Below are 18869 nucleotides of genomic sequence, written 5' to 3'. Positions count from 1 at the left end.
GGCATGCAGCAATGGTTAAAAATGACTGCTGAGCTGGTGAGTTGCCGAGATGAATCAAAGTTAACAGCGGTTTACTTGAACTCTGTGTTAACACATTGGCGTTTGTCGCACTGCTGTTTATTGACACCATCGGAGGATGGTCGTCATCTGCTTACATGTCGCAATCAGTTTGTCTCGAATGAACAATGCGGTAGAGCGGTAACGTTGTTAGACGATCAAGGCAGTTGCCAATGGGATGTAAATGATTTTGAGCATCCTTTCGCCCATGTCTTGCAGCAAGCAACCACTATGTTGCTTGACAGGAGCAAGCTTGCTTATTGGCAACAAAACCAAGCCTTTACCAAGTTAGCCAGCTTGGCAAAGGGTATGGACAATGTGTTGATTGCACCGATAACGAGCGCGACGAAACAGGTCGTGGCAATTGCTGTACTCATTGGTGAACAATCGATCACAAGCGAACTGCTCACTGATCAAAATTGGAGTCAGTTTAGCGATCTGTTCGTCTCGCAAAGGCAGTTATTAAAAGACATGCAGCATCAGCAAACGCAGAAAGCGGTGCTGAACGAGTCGCTTTCACGCCTCAAAAGTCGTCAATCGACATCTTCCAATGGTTTTAGCCCAATTCAACAGTTGATTGGATCGAGCTCAGCGATGGAAAGTTTGCGCGAGCAGATCGAGGTGGCTGCGAAATCGAACCTTACCGTGTTGATACAAGGTGAAACCGGTGTCGGTAAAGAGCTGGTTGCTAAAGCTGTGCATGCGTTGTCTGATCGAAAAGATCAAAATTTTGTCGTGATTAATTGCGCAGCGATACCTGAAAACTTGTTGGAAAGTGAGCTGTTTGGTTATGAAAAAGGCGCTTTTACTGGTGCTCACTCAAGCCGAAAAGGCTTGATAGCGCAAGCAGACGGTGGAACCTTGTTTTTGGATGAAATGGGTGAGTTGCCTTTGTCTTTGCAAGCAAAATTGCTTCGTGTGATGGAGGCCTACCAATATCGCCCGTTAGGAGCAAACCAAGAACAGACGTCCAATTTTCGTTTGATCGCCGCGACTCACGTTAACTTGCGTCGCAGTGTCAATGAAGGTCGTTTTCGCCAAGATCTTTACTATCGTTTGTACCAGTACCCTTTGTCTGTGCCCAACCTGCAAAGTCGATTGCAAGATATCGAAGAGTTAGCAACGTACTTTATTGAGCTGCATAACAGCCGAGAAAATCGACATGTTATCGGTTTGGCATCGTCAACACTTGATGCTCTAAAGCAACTCGATTATCCAGGAAACGTACGGGAGTTGCGCTCACTGGTTGAGTATGCGTGTGTGCATACTGGATCAGGGAAATACATTGAACAGACTGCCCTGCCGAGCAAAAAATGGGTTGCAAAAAAGGAAGAGTCGCAGAGCACACCTGAAACCTTGCCTCATTTTTCGGGCATAGACCTAAATCAAGTCGACGATCTCAAAGCGGCCTTAGAGCAAATAGAAAAGCAGATCATTTGCGAACGTTTGAGACAGTACGGTGGACACCGAGCAAAGGCCGCGGAAAGCCTTGGATTGCCAAAACGGACATTGGCGCATAAATGTCAAAAGCTGGAGATCCAGATCTAATGAAAGCATGGTGTATCTCAACGGCGCTTTTAGCCTTTGGACTGGGAAGCGGCGCGTCAGCGTTCGCGGCTCAGCGCAACATGACAGCGCCTCAGCAAATCGCTAAAGCGAATCAATGCCGAGAAATCAACAATAACCTTCAGCGGTTGGCGTGTTTCGATAACCTTTTTAATACGCCGTTGCGTCCGGCGAAGGCTGACAAATTTAACGAGGAAAAACCGCTCGCTTGGCAATGGGCAATTTCTAGCGAAAGTAACCGAAGTAACAGTGCCGATACTCAAGGAGCGTTTCTTTTTAACCAAAACGATACCTTGAAGTTAGGAAAGCATATTTGGCTAACGGCGCCAGCAGTGAATGCGAACCCACGTGTACCAGGAACCGATCAACCTATTCTTATGCTGAGTTGCGTTGAAAATATTAGCCGTGTCGAGCTGGTTTTCCCAACCGCCATTAATGTCAACAAAGTTCCAGTGACTTTGCTGGGCAATCCAACCATTACCCAGCAGTGGGTAAGTGATAGCTCTGGATATGTGCTTCGCACAGGCCGTGGTTTACCCGCAGTCAAACTAATGAAATCAATGCTTTCGACACCGCGCTTAGTTATGCGCTCAAGTATTCCAGAGTTAAATGGGCTGACGTTCAACACCAGTCATTTGTCGTCGTTGATCAAACCAATGCGCCAAGCATGCCATTGGTAAGGAAATAAAAATGACTCAATTTCAGTCGTATAGAGAGAAACTGCTAACCCCAATCTCTGAGCAAAGCCCAGTGGGGGAGCGTATTACAGATGATCCTGATCTAGATTTTATCGAAAGCCAAATGATGAAAATTGGCTCTTTGGCACACGCTGAAGTGCAGTGGGATCAAGTCGAAACGAAAACCATTGGGCTAATAAGCGAGAAGTCGAAAGACATCAAACTGCTCACCTATTTATTGCAATGTCTCCAGCATCAAGCAACGAGTGAACAGTTTACTTTGTCTATTGCAGTGACGGTGGATTTCCTGACATTTTTCTGGGAATCAGCATTTCCATTGCCGGGTAAAAAAGGCGAGAAGCATCGTAAGAAATTCTTTAATCAGATATGTGGCCGAGCAGCAAAAGCAGCAGAGAAGTTGGACGGAGACACTTTCAATTCTGAGCTAAAAGAAACCCTTCAATCACTTGTTAAGCAGCTCGCTGATTTGGCGGCTAAGTATCAGTTGGACGAAGATGCGGTATCTGACATCGAGATAAAACTGCGTCGTCAGCTCGCTAAAGTAAGAGCTCCAGAGCAGGAAGTAGAAACTGTATCAGCGGCTGAGTCAGAAACTGAACAATCTGCCGATGTGCCTCAACAACGGCGAGGGGCTGCTCCTATTCCCGCTGCGAAGCTAGACGTTGATAGTAGCAACGATCGGTCTATCAAGACCTCTTTACTCAAAGTGGCAGATTTTCTTTCTGACTTAGGTGGTGAAGGTACCGGTTTAAGCATTCGTTTGAGACGGTTTGCTGTTTGGTTCTCCATTCTCAGCTTACCCGATGCAAACAATGACGGAGAAACTCAGCTCATGCCTGTGTCATCGGATCGAGTCAGTGAATACGAAGATCAACTGCAACGAGGAACCGACATAGCACTTTGGCGCCGTGTAGAGCAGAGTTTAACGGTTTCTCCGTATTGGCTAGATGGACACTATTTGAGTGCCCGAATCGCTATTAAGCTTGGCCAAGACGATTGGGCGCAGAGCATCCGACAAGAGGTGAATGGCTTTATCAATAGGTTACCTCAACTGAAGGAATACTCCTTCAAAGGAGGGACACCTTTTGTCAGTGAGCGTACCTTGAAATGGTTACATGAGCAAAGTTCACCAACACAGCAAGAGCCAGTTGCTCAAGCGGGTAGCTGGGGTGATACACGCAATGAAGTTATGAACTTAGCCCAAGAAAGTGGTTTACCAGCGGCGATGGAAATGGTTAACAACGGTCTCTCGCAATCAAGTGAACCAAGAGATACGTTCTACTGGCGTCTCCTATCTGCTGACATTATGCAAGCAAACCAGCTTGAAGCTATCGCAAAGCAGCAATATCAAACTCTATATTCCCAAGCAAAGAGTGTTTCAGTGACAGACTGGGAGCCATCTTTGTTGGAACAGCTAGAAACTTTAGTTAACAGCTAGAAAACTTAGTTAACAGCTAAACACAGACTTATCGCAGGATTATTTACAGTATGTGGAACATCATTATCAACGGCTTTAAATGGATGCAGACGAAGGTCAAAGCATCAGCATCCGTGCTGATTGTCGCAACATTTATTCTACTTAATATCGCTATCTGGTGGGCAGGACCGTGGCTGGTAATTAAAGGGTATCAGCCCTTAGTAACAATCACTTCTCGCGCTTTGACGAGCGTTATATTTTCTTTGAGCTGCTTTGCAGTATGGGGGGCGTTTCAATGGCAGAGCCTAAGGAAAATGACCCAAACACAAGCCAAGCAAGCTGAGTTGCAAGCCGATCCACTTAAAGCGAGTGTTGAGCAGCAAGAGAAAGAACTCAATCGAGTCATGCGCGAGTTGAAAAACAACACTCCTTTTGGCAACCACCTTTATGCTCAACCTTGGTATCTGGTTCTAGGCTTAGAAAATGCAGGCAAAACCAGCTTAATTAATCGCTCTGGGCAAGACTTTCCAGTGACCTCAGCGATGCGAGCAGCCGGGCAAAGAAGTGAAAACCAATACTCATTCGACTGGTGGATTGGCAAAGAGTCAGTTCTTATCGATCCTGATGGCGAGCTGCTGAGCCAGCAGCAAAATGTGCAAGGTAGTGATGGGGCACTAGAAAGACGTTTTTGGCAACACTTTATCGGTTGGCTCGGAAAAACGCGAAGCCGTCGTCCTTTAAATGGGGTTATTTTAGCGATTGATTTTGCACGCTTACGAGCTGGAGATACAGCGGAGCGATTAGCGTATTCAAACCTGCTAAGAGCTAGGCTTAAAGAGCTGAGCGAGGGTTTATCGGTACAGATTCCGGTTTATATTACCTTAACAAAGCTCGATCTTTTGTCTGGTTTCGAACCCTTTTTCCGTCAGTACACCAAAGCGCAACGCGAAGATGCATTGGGTTTTACTTTTACTCTGGATTCGGTGCGAGATACTGATAGTTGGTTAGTTGAGTTTGAACAGGATTATCAACTTTTTGTTCAGCGCATCAACGGCATGTTACCGAGCGCCCTTCGATCATCGGTGAGCACTAGTGAGCGAGCTTCTATTTATAGCTTTGTTCGTCAACTTGCAGGAATGCAAAGTGTTTTGGTGCAATTTTTTACTGAAGCATTGTCGAGCGATCAATACATGGCTTTAGGTCAAGTTCGTGGTGTCTATTTTACCTCGGTATATCAGCAAGGTGTACCTACGGATACCTATGTTGACGCAGCTGCAAACCGCTATCGTTTACCAAGCGCTGTTAACAGTGCGCAGCACGCGAAAAACTCCACAGTGTTCTTTGCTAAACGCCTGTTTAGCGACATTATTTATTTGGAATCTGGCTTAGCGTCAGATAACCCTAAGCTGGTGAGCAACAAACGTAAAGTTTTAGTGTTGTCCTTTGCTGCTTGTAGTGTGGCTTCTGCACTACTGGTTGGCAGTTGGCAGCGCACGTATCAAGCAAACATTGCCAAACAGAACGATGTGTTAGCAAAAATCAGTTTGTATAAAGATGAAGTGGCCGCGAGCCGCGGAATGTCGATGCAATCTATTTCAACAATACTTAAACCGCTGGATACGATTCATGACGCAGAGCTAGATTATCCGCACTATGATTCGAAGATAAAGTACCTGTCCGCAATTGGGTTAGATCAAGGGCATACCATTGGTCCTAAGTTGCACCAAGTTTACGATAACTGGCTAGATTTTCACTTTATCCCACTGTTGGTTCAACGATTGACTGTTGATTTGTCAATGGCACAAACAGACGGTGATAAACTGAATATCCTGCGTGTGCTGCGTATGCTGACAGATAAAAGTGCTCGTCAAGATTCAGTAGTATCCGACTATTTCAGCCACATTTGGCAGGCAGATTTTTCCAATAATCCAAGCCTGCAGCAGCAACTAAACTTGCATCTTGCCTCGGCGCTAAAAAACACAGATTTGCAATCATTGATAGATGCAGGCAATCCAGAAGCGATAAAGGTAATGCAGCCGTATCATCAGCTCATTGCGGCGGCACAACGGTCCTTAAGCAATGTCTCTGTGGCTGAGCGTGCGTACCATCATTTGAAGCAACAAGCTAACGCTGAACTTGGACCTAAGTTAGACGTTCGAACTGCTGTTGGGCCAGTGTTTGATTTGGTGTTTAATGAGAGACAAAGCGATGCTAAAGATCTGCTGATATCCCCACTGTTTACCAAGCAAGGTTTCAATAGCTATTTCCTACCACAATTTGAGTCGGTGTCTAAGCTTGCTGCTGTCGATAATTGGGTGTTGGGTGATACACAGACCAAACTCACTCAAGCGCAAAAACGAGCGTTGCAAGATAAGATACGCGACTTATACGTGTTGGATTACACTAACCAATGGCGTGCAGCATTGCATGATGTGAGTTTCAAATACTTTGTAGATATCGATGATGCGGTGAGTGTGTTAGGAAATTTAGTTGGCCCTCAGCGACCACTGACTCGTTTCTTAGACGCCATCGATGGCAACACACAAGTGTTCCCAAGCTTGCCTGAAAACAGCCAAGCGCGCAAAGTGTTGATGCAGTCTGCGCAATACAAAACCGCTGCGATGATTTCTGCACCATTCCAAGACTTTGATAGCTTGTTGAAAAAGCAAAACGATCAACCTGCGTATATCACTGAAGTGACCGCTTCTGTTAAGCACGTTTATGATTACCTCAAGGCAATTCAGGATGCGCCAGATCCGGGTAAGGCAGCGTGGATAGCGGCTAAGAATCGTGTTCAGCTGACGAACACCGACCCTATCTACACTCTTCAACGTGTTGCGGCAGGGCTTCCTGCGCCACTTAATACAATGATGAACAAGTTGGCCGATGAAAGCTGGGCAGTGGTAAAACAAAGAGCAGTTCAATACATCAATAGTCGTTGGCAAAGTGACGTTTACGATGTGTTTGAAAACAGCTTCGCTTCACATTACCCATTTAATGCTCAATCTGGGCAAGATGTGTCATTAAAAGATTTTACGAACTTCTTTGGCCCTGATGGAACGCTGGACAGTTACTACAACACCTATCTAAAAGTATTTGTTGATGCTGGAGTGTCTTTAAGCAGCAATGACGGCAATTCCCTGCTTACTCAGCAAGCACAGCAAGAGTTTGCTCAAGCAAAGGATATTCAGTCGGCGTTTTTCGACCGAAAAGGCAACCTCGATGTAGAGTTCTCGCTGAAACCGATTGAACTGAGCGGAAACTTGCGTCGCAGTGTGCTGAATATAGACGGCCAATACGTAGAGTTTAGTCACGGTCTAAGGCGTTCAGTTGGGCTGATTTGGCCAAACACCTTGCGTGATGGTGCGACATCATCACTCTCTTTAGTCCCTGACACAGTGAACCTATCGCCAAGAGGTTTTGCATATCACGGGCCATGGGCATTCTTTAGATTGTTAGATAGAGGCGTGGTGACAGGTTCAACTGCTTCCAGCATCGACTATCAGTTTAAGGCAAGCAATGGCAACGTAGCGTATCGAATCACATCCGATGCTAATGCTAACCCATTCACCAGCTCACTGCTGAAGCACTTTAGCTTAGGAAAAGTGGTGTGCTAGGAGAGTTGAATAATCGAGGTTGAATCAAAAAAGGGGCGAATGCCCCTTTTTTAATGACTCAGTGTCCTCAAACCGACCTAGTTCGGAGTGACGTCTATTTTGCTAAGGCCGAACCCTGTTGAGCGCACTAACTCATGTTCGAATTGGTTGGTGACTTTATTGAGTTTTTCTTCAGCTGCTACCAGTAAAAGCTCAATATCGTCTTCCGGCAGCTCTCTTGTATAAGACATGCAGAATTGATCGGTTTCGGTTACTTTGCCATCGGGATAATAGGTCTTTTCCGTAAACAAAATAGGCTTATCTTCGTTCCAAAACTGCTTAAACTCATTTCCGTCTAGCTGGTAGGTGCCGGTATTCGAGACAACCGAATCCAACGTTTTCTCCCAATGCTGGGAGTACTTACAATCAAACGTATACCACATTGTGATTTCTTGAATGTCGTTCTCATTGTCGCCATACATCTGTATTTGAAGGTAGCCATCATCGTCAGTATAGTAACGGATCAATTTGTATTGATCATCAATTTTCACTTCGCCTACCGCTTGAATGATCTGCGTACTAGCCGCGCCTTCAATGGTTAAGTCTTCTTCTCGCGTCTTGAGTAACAAAGGGTTGATAGTGAATGAGCCTCCGAGTTTTAAACCGAGTACTTCTGGGGCTTTTTGTTGAGTATCTTTGGCGGTATTTTTGTTCATTTTACCAAAAATCTTAGAGAAGAATGAATTCATGAATGAGTTCCAACGTCGACTTAAATGCTGCGAATTAAGGTTGAAACTTATGTTTCAACCTTGGAGAAGGATGGTAGGAATCCCGTTAGCTTTGGCTTTGTTTTAAGATCCTCTCCAGCTCACTTTCTGAAGAAGAAGTGTTTGCCGCTGCTAATTTAGCGTCTAAGTTTGAAAGAGAATCCTTTTCTTTTGCTAGCTCAGCAGCCGCTTCTAGCTCTGCGGCTTTGCGCTTTTGGTTTTCTTTAATTCGCTCCAATGAATCCAAAGCCGTTTTGGTTTTAGAGTTGCTGCCGGAAACGGCACTCAATGTCGACATTTGTGCTTTTTGCATAGACTCTGTTGCTTTAACTAGGTCAAGCTCCTGCTCCAAATGCTTGATTCGTCCTTTGCACTCAGTGACTTTCGAACGCATCGTTGTCTCTGCCTCTAAAAAGGCAGTTTGTCTAGCTTGAGTTGCGGTGAGTTGCTCACGCAGCTTCATGACTTCTTGAGCACATTCTAACGCCAAGGATTTATTGCCAGACTCGCTTTGCTTTATAGCTTGAGCTTCGTATTTGGAGATGTTCTCCTCGATAGATCTAACATCGTTGTCAGCCAGTTTTCTTTGAGCAATAATACTGGTTAATTCAATATCAGTTTTGTCTAATTCGGTATTTGCTTCGCGGATCTGCTGACGCAATTCTACAATGCCATGTTCGTCAGCAATGGATTCAGCTTTATCATTGAAAAGACCCAACCCAATTTTAAACAGTCTACCTAGCGCCATATTTTTATCCTTTTTGTTATTTAGTTATACATTTAAAAAATCAGTGGAGAAGTTAAGAATCGTCTTAACATTTTGAAATAGAACCTTTATTTCAAGCTCAATGTTCTTGAAGATTGATTCAGAAGACAGAGCACCAAATGCACAGTAGTACGGTTCACTGTTGACTACTGTTTTGGCAACGCTCGATAGAGGTAGCGCTTTTTGCTCAAACATAATGGCGTTATCAAACTCTGCTTGGTTAGCGACAACATGTGCCGGAAATAACAGGCTTTCTATTAGGATCTGTGTGTCAGACTGAACTAAAACTGCGCTCAATTCATCTGAGTTGGTAATGACAATAGAACCATCGGCTAACTCGATGTTCCAGTCGTGTTCATTTTGATGAAGAAATTCATTTATTTCGTTTAATGACATAGTGTTTTACTCCTTTAGTTGAGAATGATATGAGGCACAAATCGAGCGACATCATCGGTGATTTTATTGTTGGACTCTCTGAAGCTGATTCCGGTAGCTGTTTGTCCGATCATCCAGCTACCTATGACACTGTAACCAGAGTCGAACTTGACCAGCGGCGCATACTGCTGTGCGATATACCCTTCTACGCCGTAATGACCTTCAGTAGCTTCTATGGTCTCATCGTCGAAAGTGATGGAGATGTTCGCCCCTTCTCGGCTATATATAGGTTTAACTACCTTGTGGTTCAGTTGATTTGCTTTTGGATCATCGGCGTAGTAACACTCCAGCAAATTTTCATGGTTAGGGTAAAGTTTCCACAGGATGGGTAACAATGCTTTAGAAGAGAGCAGAACCTTCCAGAGCGGTTCTATAAAGACACAACCGCTGTTTGCCATGTAATCGGCATATTCATCAAATAGTGCAAACTCATAGGGGTAGAGCGAAAACAGGTTTGAGATAGGTTTTTTATTATGATCGGCGAACTTGTAATCCATGGTTAAGTGGATATTACGAATATCGGTGATAACAGGCTCCCAGCCAGCTTCTTCAGCACAGGCTGCGAGATAGGACACCGTGCGTAGATCTTCCGTGCAATCTTCATAACAAGCAAAATGTAGAATATGGTTGCGAGGCTTTTTCGACATTTTTAGGAAGTTAAACTGCACGATGAGCTGCTCATCATGAGAGTTAAATTGATCGCTCTCTTTACTGAGTTCTCCATTAGCGACATTGGCTTTCAACCAATCCCAAGAGGCGATAGAGGCCTCAAATAATGAAGTGGGTGTTTGAGCATTGTACTCAAGCATCTTAGGTGAGTTTTTTCCGTCCCACGCAAAATCAAACCTACCATAAAGGTATGTTTTGTCTTGTTGCCAAGATTGACGCAGCATTTCATGGTGTCTAGCAGGCAAGCCGAATCTATCAAGCAAGTTGTTATCAAATACATGCTGGATAGCGTTTAGACACATCTGATGCAACGTTTCTGTGACGCTATCAATGTGATCGATTTGCGCTCTAGAAACTTGGAAATACTTATCTTCAACCCAGTATGGGTGACGGGAAGACACTTCAAAAAAATCGAACCCAAATTGGCACAACCGTTGTTGCCAATCATCTCTAGGTGCAATATTACGTTGAAACACGACTTAATTATCCTCCAAAAAAGCCACCTCTAGAGCTGCCCGTGCTACCAAAACCACCACGACTTCGTGTTGATACTGAAGCAGTGGAGTGATAACTGGATTGTTTATAAGATGTCTTGCTGTAATGGGATTTAGTTGAGTAGTGATGTGTTTTGGAAGAGTGATAGTGCGAGTCATTGCTTATATGAGCAGTGCCTGATGATACATGATAGTTGTTTGAATCATCATCATAGTAGTCTTGGTCACTATATTGGTTATTGTTATAAACGGGTGCTTTGTAGCCTACGAAGTCGGTATAGTCGGCCTCTACTAGCCCATCTAGAAATAGGCCTGTACTACTCTTAAAGCTTTTTTTTACATCGTAGCAACCTCGCGTAACGACTAATTGATCGACTTTAGAGCTACAATAGTTTGTCAGCTTCTTTCGGTAGATATCAAATGCATAACCATCTACATCTTTGCTTTTAGCAAACGAGTAGCCATTGGCAAGAAAAGCTTCACCATAAAGTCTTGAATTCGGGTTCGATGTGACAAAAAATGGTACTTGGAGTTGCTTTTCATACATTACAACACCAGCTATTTTAGGTTGCCAATAGTCGTTTCTCTTTACACAAGAATTTGAGCCAAAATCTCTACTGCACTCTTTTTCCAACATATATTTTAATGCGGTTCGTTTGGCTGTAACTTCTGCTTTAGCAAACGCAGTATCACACTCATTCTTGGAGTAGTCTTTTTCACAAGATTGCCGAGACGTATAAGCGTGAGAATTTTTGTAAAGTAAGTTATAAGCCACGCCCACAGCGAAAGCACCGCCGATTATACAAGTTATAGTTGTTCCAGTGCCAATGCGGTGTCGTCCTAAATTGATTCGACCTAGTTTGTTTTTTTTACTCATCGCATAACCCTTAATATGTCATGCAACCAGCATTGAGCAAACCAACTGCAATATAAAACGCAGCAGCAATAATGGCAGCCTGAGATTCGTTATTTTCAATTCTCTCAGCAAATTTTGGCATAAACATAAATCGAACAATAACAATCGCAATGACTTGAGTTATAAGAGCAACTATTCCCCAAATTACAAAGTCATGAAAATTAACCGCATTTTTTAATACACCATTGACGGCAATAGCATAACCAATAACAGAACCAGATAAGGCAATAGATGCAGCCAGATTATTGCCTTCTTTTATTAATTTCCATTCGTCATATCGAGTGATAAACGTACAAATGTATATAAAGGCAATAAGAAAGAAAAGAGAAGTAGCAAAATATGATGAAAAATTAGCCACTGCGTGTAAGTCAATATATGCCATTGACAAAGCTCCTATTTTGATGATTATGATTATTTTGTATTGAATTCTTTATAAAAAGAGCGTGAATTATATTTGTTAAATAATATATAGCAAGGGAATTGAGAGTTAATTATCTTAACTGGTCAAAATATATCACAAATGGTTGTTGGAATATCTTATTTATTTTGTTGTAAATAATGAATAACGAATGAAAGGTTTATTGCAGGTAGGGGGAGATATATTCCAATATAGATTTTACTTCGAATATTTCCATAGTAAATGGATACCTCTTTATTAAATATAACACCATATCTAATTGGACTGTTCTGAAAAATTAGCGCAGGTTATTTGTGAATAAAAGCTCCTCACCATCAACTGTGAGGAGCCAATTGTCACCCAATATTCACTGAGCCGGTGCCAATTACCACTCCGCCGCAGCTGATGAGATCGCCCATGCGGGCGGCGGGCTGGCCGTCGATATTGACCGATGTTGAACCGGAGACAATAAACCTTGGGTGAGGCGGGCTATCGGGCGCGGCGTGGGGAAATAGTGGGTCACCCATCCGTGCGGCAGGTTGGTTATCGATATTCACGCTAGTAGAACCTGCGATAACAGGTGTGGGGCAACAGGCCCCATGGCCTGTTCCGATGTCCCCAAGTTTGGCTGCTTTTGGCATGGTTATAAATCGTACCCATTTTGGTTGTCGTCAAAATGATCACCATCTATATAGATAGTTTGATTTATTGCTTGGTATTTCTTCTGTGCAATGTTCTTTAACTTATTCAGTTCTATTTGAGAGTACTCTTTTACAATAGGATTCTTATAGTAGTCCATGGATATAAATGTATTATCTCCAGACAATAAATTTACAACATGGGCAATAATATATTCCTCTTGGTATTTTTTCTCTTTCTTCAAATAAAAGTACTTCGCGGTAAGAGCTGGAATAGAGCCAAGAGATGTAGCTCTAGCTTCTAACTCTTGATAGTTTGACTTCTTGGTAGAATCTAGGAATAGCAGTGTGTCGAAAGCAGGAATGAAATTTCTATCAGCTGCGAAGTATAACAACTTTATAGCAAAGTCTTTCGATTGCTTATCTACGTTGTCTTTATTCGATAAAATACGGTTTGAGTAAATAGTCATAGGAAGAAGATAGCCGTTCTTAGCTGCTTGAATAATAGCGTCAATATAAACCTGATGGTTTTTCTCTAGCTTCTTAGTATAGAATTGGGCGCGAACATCGCCAGATGTTGCTCTTTGTTTGAATAGTACCTTAGCCTTTGCTTCCCATTTTTCGCTGCACTCCGATTTATAGTACTGTTTGCAAATTGGGCTATCAGGAGAAAAAATAAGTGCCGCATATGGGTTACCTTTCTCTGCTGAAGTGACCCAAAGTTCATGAGCTTTTGCAGTATCATACATATTTGAACCATATAGTATTGCTGCAAGCCAAAACATAGCTTCCGGTTCGCCTGCTTTCGCTAGGGGAGTCAGAATTTTCTCTGCTTTGAAGTAGTTTTTGTATTGTATAGCCAATACTGCGTCACGTAGTTTATCGTTTTGACCGTATTGCTGATAAGTTTTATAAGCATCTGGATTTCTAGATAAATTGAGCTGACTTTCAAAAGTGGCAATATCACTTTTTTGAAAGGTGAGATAGTTGGTTGGTTTGTCTTGGCAGCCAATTAGCGCGAACGCCAAGATCACCATTATCCAGTTCAATGGTTTACGCATTAAATCAATCACCCAATATTCACCGAGCCGGTGCCGATCACCACGCCGCCGCAGCTGATGAGGTCACCCATGCGGGCGGCGGGTTGGCCGTCGATATTGACCGATGTTGAACCGGAGACAATAAACCTTGGGTGCGGTGGGCTATCGGGCGCTGCGTGGGGAAACAGTGGGTCACCCATCCGTGCGGCTGGTTGGTTATCGATATTCACGCTAGTAGAACCTGCTATAACAGGTGTGGGACAACAGGCCCCATGGCCTGTTCCGATATCCCCAAGTTTGGCTGCTTTTGGCATTGTAAAAGCCCGTATCTATTTTGGTTGTTTTTAAATATTTGCTGCTGTTAGTGACTAATAATCACTAACACTACGCAACTTATTTACTTGCTTGTTAAATTCTTTAAGGTTTTTATCACCATACAAGTCTTCCCAAGCTTTGATGCTCCAGTCATTTCTCGGGTAGGCCCAGCCGAGGCCGTCGTTGAGTTTCATGGCGTGGTCGTAAAGTTTTTTTAATTGCTTAGGGATGCCAGCTGCATTTGGGTTTATCAAGTAGTCTGAGAAAAAGTAGAAGTCTTTGTGGATCTTTTTATATTCTTTTCCATAGATGAAAAAAGAAAGATCTGAATAACCAATGACGTCACCATTGATAGCATAATTGGTCAACAATTGTTGATTTTGCTTATCAGATAAACAGACATCCCAAGCTTTTCTTTGGTCTTCTTGATAACAGTCTTCCGAGGGCTTTTGTCCTAGTTTGTTGTCACTAATGAGAATTTGTTTAGCAAGGTCGAGGTAGTATTGATATGCATTGTATTGCTTCGCTGTGAGGTGCTTAATAGAAGTGTAGATACCTTGCAGATTGTATGCGCATTTGTAAACACCTTGTGCAGTGCAGGTTTTTAGTAAGTCCTCGGTTTTCTTGTTGTACCATGTACGTTCAGCGTTCAATTTTTGTGTCCACGTCTTTTTTGAGAACTCTTCGTAGGCAGCATTGTAGAATTCATAGGGGTCAGTTTTCGCCCAGTTGTCTTGCGTATCGCTTAGCAGTTTGTCATAGCCTTCGGTTTGACAAGCCTTGTGATATTTTTTTAGCTCACAGGTGCGTTTTTCGCCATAGGTCGCCATGGCGTGAGGGTAACCTTCTTGTGTCAAAGGTTTTAGCATGGCCAAAGCTTTAGGTAAGTTAAATTTGGCTAGTGCTACCGCATAAAGGTACCTAGGCTCAATATTACGAGGGTCCTCGATATAAGGTTTGAGCAGAGGCAGCGCCTGTTTGTTCATATACTGCCGAAGATAAAAAGATGCCTTGCGAATCGTGCGAATATCACTTTTGGTTAGATCTGGAGACCAAGCGGTTGATTGGAGTTGCGGGGAAGGAATATTTGCCGCGTTCACACCTGCTGAAGCCACTAAACTGCCTAAAATAATAAATACTTTTTTCATGATTGTTTTCCTAACGTATCCAGAAAGCCGTTGAGGTCACCTTTGTTGAGGGCGTCTGTGGCCTTTTTCATCTGTTTGAATTTGCTGATGGCTTCATCTGCAAGTTTGACTTGTTTGATGAGTTCCAGAAGTTTCTGTTTGACTTTCTCTTTCTGTGCCTGTTTGAACTTTTTGTGATTGGTAAACAGTAACCAGAGATCCTTCGATGTGCTTTTATAGTCATCAGGGAAAACTTGGGCACGAGCCAAATGATAATAGGCAAATTGATATAACGGAAACGTAAGGTCATCAGGCAGTGGCGTTATATGCCGATACTGGCCGTTAAATACAATATAGTCGGTTTTCTCATTCTCGAAGAAGATATGTTTTTCTTCATAGCGAGTGTCTGGGTATGCATTAAAATAACCATTAAATTTATCTAGAACGTTTTTAATCAGGTCAACATCTCTTTGTTCACCAATCGCGGTTTTAGAGTAGTCTAGCTCTTTAAAATAAAATAAAGACATACGGTCCAAAAACTCTTTGAGCTTACTCCATACGATATATGGCATGATCTTATTGCCATATTGGGCGGTGAGCATTAATTCACCTTCGATATTAAAGCGTGCAAAAGTCTCTTCTACTTGTCGATTGTCAATACGAGAATATGGGATTTGATCATTGGTCCAATAATTCAGTAAGTTAGCGACTGCTAGCCATCGTGGAGATTCTTCTTCTACCCCTGTTATCAACTTGCTCTTCTCTGCATCAGACAGTTCAGGAGCGGCTTTTTGAGGTAGGAAAGCTAGTCGGGTATATGCTTTGATTTTCTTTACTTTATCAAGCAGTGCGCCAGAGAGTATGGTACTTTCGGACGTCACCGCATAAAGCAACCTTGCTCTTGCTTCTGGGGGCATTCCGTTAAACCATGCTTTTAGCGTTTGTTGTGGTTGAGCTACATTGTCAAGACTCTGTTTATAAAAATCGTTGATGTTATTTGCGATACTATTGGCATGAGAATGCACCAATACTTGCTTCTCTTTTCTCATGGTTTGGTTCATGTCCAGCAGCGCTAGCTGTGCGACATCAAGGCCTGTCACCATGCTCATCGTGATGAGCGTATTGAGCACTTTGAAACCATTGAGTGTGTCCTTATTGCTATTGTGCTCAGTGAATACATTGAGTCGGCGAAAGTCATTTTGTGCTAATAGATCGACCAAGGCATTCACAAATTCCAATAACGTCTCAGGATAAAGTGCAATGGTTTGCTGAATGTATCCACCGACGCCAAACGTCACCCCACCACCAACATTGATGATGTATTGTTTGTTGGCGTAGCCAAAAAAGAGTGTCCCTCGTACACCAATACCAATATTAAGTTCTTGTACACGACACAGCCGCCCAATAGGGCGCCATTGACTGTCATCGACATGGGCGTATTGTTTGAGACTCATGAGGTTTTTAAATTGGGCTTGGTCCAAATAAGCAATCCAGCTGTCATTTAGCCCATGAGGCTGGCTACCACTGAACTGTTTAACAGGCTTGCACCATTTGACCTCACTGGCTATCGAGATCCCCATCCTTGCGCCAGCGAATAAATCAACACTACCGCTGACCGATGGAAGTGAAGGCAAGTTAGATATCGACGGCAGCACTGGCGTAACCTGCATGCCATTTTCGGTCGATTTCATTGAGACTTCAGCTGAGATAGCAAAACCAATACCTGCACTACCATAGAGGTGCGAGTTCACTTCAGCTCGCAATTGTCCTAGGTGCAGTACGCCGTTCACTTCTTGTTGGTTGTCCCCTTGAATGACGTCTAGCGTCATGGGGAGGCCGTTACTATTTGGCAGGTAATTGTCTAGTGAAATATAACCAGCCAATAAGTCAATCGAACCACTGGCGTTTAAGCTCAATAGCTTTACTTCGCCAGTGCCGGCTTCTTTGGATAGCTCTTGTAATGATGAAGGGTATTTGGCTTCAAACCGCCATTTATCTGCGCAAAAGCGCAAAAAGTCAGCGTGAGCATTGATGACATAGGTAAGGTCTTTGCCTCCAGCAACGGTTTGTGAGTATTGAATCAATGATGTGTACTTGGCAAAAGAGTCAACACTACTTTGCGGCACTTTCTCTTGAAGGTTGACGGTTTTGGTACTACCGCTTTTGGACGCTTGGTAGGCATCGGAAATCGCGGACGTTAGTTTGTTTTGTAGCCCTTCCGCCCCCACTGATTTCAGCGCTTTACTGTCTGGGGTGCCAGTTGCTACATCGATTTTGTGTTGCAAGTCCAGTTGAGTGATTTGTCCATGTGTAATTGCATGATCAATTTTAGTCAACTGTTCGCTGAGCATATAGCGAGGCTTGTTTTTCTCGCTCATGAGAAAGAACTCTACAATATGAGTGTTGCTCTCTTGCCAGGCAAACTTGTACTCTATTAAGTTAATATCTTCGCTGTCCCATACCAATTTGTCCATCGGCGTTGGGAATAGCGGTTTATGTAAATACTGAGGCTGTTCCATCATACAAAACGCAATTTTGCTCTGCTTTAAATTGTGTTCAGCGATGTGTTTCAAATAGGCGATTTGATAACGAACTGCCATCAAAATATACAGTGCGCCCAGATCGTAACCTTGGCTCTTTGCTTGATATTCTAAGATGTCGTCAATGTAATCTTTAATGTCATTGGATACTGCGTTGTTGTAGACACTTTCAAATTCAACACAGTGATAAAAACCGATAGATTCGATGAACTCAATGAATTTGATGGTACTTAATTCCGGCTTCCCACTAGTTTGAAGCTCACTTAATTTTTTGGGTGTAGTGGAATCAAATCTCAGGTTGTCTAAAGAGCCAATCCGCTCTTTGATGCTATAGCCCTGATTGTTAAGGGCGTCGAAGGTGTTAGTTTTATCGCTCGACTTGGACTGTTTTAACGCTTTAAGCTTTTGCTGGTAATCTTTTTCCGTGTCCTTATCCTTGGCAAATAGCTGAGATTTAGACAACAACTGCTCAGGAACGACTACCCCATTGTCGTTAAGTTTCGCGAACAGGTTGAACACGTTCGCTGCAATGACACCGATACGTTGGCCTTGTTGGAATTGTTGAAACTCGCCTTCGAGAGCAAACATTGGGTCGTCAGTTTGATAGATTTGTTTGAAATCTTTGAGTAGGCGAGTGTATTTGCTGTAGTAGTCTTCAATATGTGTTTGGCTATTCTTCACAAACCGATAGTTGTGTTTGGAAAGGCTCTTGTACCAACTAAAGCCTTCTGATTTCGCTTGCTCTTCAGCTTTTTTCTCGTAGTACTGAATCTTCACGTCCAGAGTTTTATTCACTACGGAGTCCAAGTACTCGATTAAATACTTTTTGTTTATATTTATTATGCGAGTGGAGTTTTTCTCGCATATAGTACGTTGGATACTTTTCAATACTTTCTGAGTTTCCGAACCCTCAGTTATATCGGATACCGTTAAACCTAGCTCCGAACTCAGAGAGGTGAGTTCGGTAGCACTTACATCATCCATAGCTTCAAGAGTTGGCATCTTTGATGCGCTTTCGACAAAACGGATGTATGACAGTACTATTTGCTTAGTGTAGAGATATTGCACATAGCTTTTTTTGTCTTCTACATCGGTGAGAAAATAGGTATGTGAGCGGACTTTATAATTTTCTAACATGCCTACATGGTTTAAGTCTTTTAGAACCGCTTGTTGAACATCCTTAATTTCAGTTAGGTTCTTACCATCATAAAGCTTAGCCACCAAGGGCTGCACTTTCGCATCCAGCTCATTTGCGGTTTTCGTTAGGTCTTGAGCATCTTGCTGGGAAATGTAGTACCAAGCCTGTCTTTGCGGCAAATAAAGGACATCAGCGTATTCTTTTGCTTCGCATGGAGAGGATGCAATGCCGTCACTTTCAAAGCTCTTGCATTGCATGATGTCAGTGTTATCTAAATTTAAAACTTCACTCAT

General features: G+C 43.0%; 15 protein-coding genes. 4 read left to right on the top strand and 11 right to left on the bottom strand.

The features are described from left to right. Positions 1-3: 3 nt before the first annotated feature. From L7A31_RS05375 to tssM, 4 genes are read left to right on the top strand one after another with little or no spacing between them, the layout of a single operon-like run. Positions 4-1605, top strand: a complete 1602-nt coding sequence (locus L7A31_RS05375) for a sigma-54 interaction domain-containing protein (protein WP_237360471.1) — start codon at positions 4-6, stop codon at positions 1603-1605. After that, positions 1578-2303, top strand: coding sequence for a type VI secretion system-associated protein VasI (gene vasI, locus L7A31_RS05370; RefSeq protein ID WP_237360470.1), 726 nt, complete (start codon positions 1578-1580; stop codon positions 2301-2303). Before L7A31_RS05375 ends, vasI begins: the two co-directional genes overlap by 28 nt. A 10-nt stretch (positions 2304-2313) precedes the next feature. Then, positions 2314-3759, top strand: coding sequence for a type VI secretion system protein TssA (gene tssA / locus L7A31_RS05365; protein ID WP_237360469.1), 1446 nt, complete (start codon positions 2314-2316; stop codon positions 3757-3759). Positions 3760-3809: 50 nt separating this feature from the next. Further along, the gene (tssM, locus tag L7A31_RS05360; protein WP_237360468.1) at positions 3810-7355 is read left to right on the top strand and encodes a type VI secretion system membrane subunit TssM; all 3546 of its coding nucleotides are present in this window, start codon (positions 3810-3812) and stop codon (positions 7353-7355) included. A 77-nt stretch (positions 7356-7432) separates the two neighbouring features. Here the strand turns inward: tssM and L7A31_RS05355 are convergent, their stop codons facing one another. The 11 genes from L7A31_RS05355 to L7A31_RS05305 all read right to left on the bottom strand — a co-directional run bounded on the left by L7A31_RS05355 (position 7433) and on the right by L7A31_RS05305 (position 18869). Beyond that, complete coding sequence (locus tag L7A31_RS05355) at positions 7433-8083, bottom strand: DUF2491 family protein (protein WP_237360467.1); 651 nt, start codon at positions 8081-8083, stop codon at positions 7433-7435. A gap of 85 nt (positions 8084-8168) precedes the next feature. After that, positions 8169-8849 carry a PspA/IM30 family protein gene (locus tag L7A31_RS05350; RefSeq protein ID WP_237360466.1) on the bottom strand — a complete coding sequence of 227 codons (681 nt, stop codon included), beginning with the start codon at positions 8847-8849 and terminating at the stop codon, positions 8169-8171. A gap of 24 nt (positions 8850-8873) precedes the next feature. Beyond that, positions 8874-9263, bottom strand: a complete 390-nt coding sequence (locus tag L7A31_RS05345) for a DUF2170 family protein (RefSeq protein ID WP_237360465.1) — start codon at positions 9261-9263, stop codon at positions 8874-8876. Positions 9264-9277: 14 nt separating this feature from the next. Then, positions 9278-10447 carry a glutathionylspermidine synthase family protein gene (locus L7A31_RS05340; protein ID WP_237360464.1) on the bottom strand — a complete coding sequence of 390 codons (1170 nt, stop codon included), beginning with the start codon at positions 10445-10447 and terminating at the stop codon, positions 9278-9280. A gap of 7 nt (positions 10448-10454) precedes the next feature. Beyond that, entirely contained in the window at positions 10455-11342 is an 888-nt protein-coding gene (locus tag L7A31_RS05335; protein ID WP_237360463.1) for a DUF1190 domain-containing protein, read from the bottom strand. Positions 11343-11352: 10 nt separating this feature from the next. Beyond that, entirely contained in the window at positions 11353-11763 is a 411-nt protein-coding gene (locus L7A31_RS05330; protein ID WP_237360462.1) for a DUF350 domain-containing protein, read from the bottom strand. A gap of 371 nt (positions 11764-12134) precedes the next feature. Further along, entirely contained in the window at positions 12135-12419 is a 285-nt protein-coding gene (locus L7A31_RS05325) for a type VI secretion system PAAR protein (RefSeq protein ID WP_237360460.1), read from the bottom strand. 2 nt (positions 12420-12421) lie between these two features. Then, positions 12422-13477 (bottom strand): SEL1-like repeat protein, encoded by a 1056-nt coding sequence (locus L7A31_RS05320; RefSeq protein WP_237360461.1) that lies wholly within the window; start codon positions 13475-13477, stop codon positions 12422-12424. 8 nt (positions 13478-13485) lie between these two features. After that, the gene (locus L7A31_RS05315; RefSeq protein ID WP_237360460.1) at positions 13486-13770 is read right to left on the bottom strand and encodes a type VI secretion system PAAR protein; all 285 of its coding nucleotides are present in this window, start codon (positions 13768-13770) and stop codon (positions 13486-13488) included. Between the two features lie 54 nt (positions 13771-13824). Then, a complete protein-coding gene (locus L7A31_RS05310; RefSeq protein ID WP_237360459.1) occupies positions 13825-14919 on the bottom strand; it encodes a hypothetical protein in 1095 nt (364 codons plus the stop codon). Then, entirely contained in the window at positions 14916-18869 is a 3954-nt protein-coding gene (locus L7A31_RS05305) for a hypothetical protein (protein ID WP_237360458.1), read from the bottom strand. The genes L7A31_RS05310 and L7A31_RS05305 overlap by 4 nt, the downstream gene beginning before the upstream one ends.

This window comes from Vibrio marisflavi CECT 7928, from assembly GCF_921294215.1.
GTDB lineage: Bacteria > Pseudomonadota > Gammaproteobacteria > Enterobacterales > Vibrionaceae > Vibrio > Vibrio marisflavi.
This window is presented reverse-complemented; position numbering and strand designations above follow the sequence as displayed.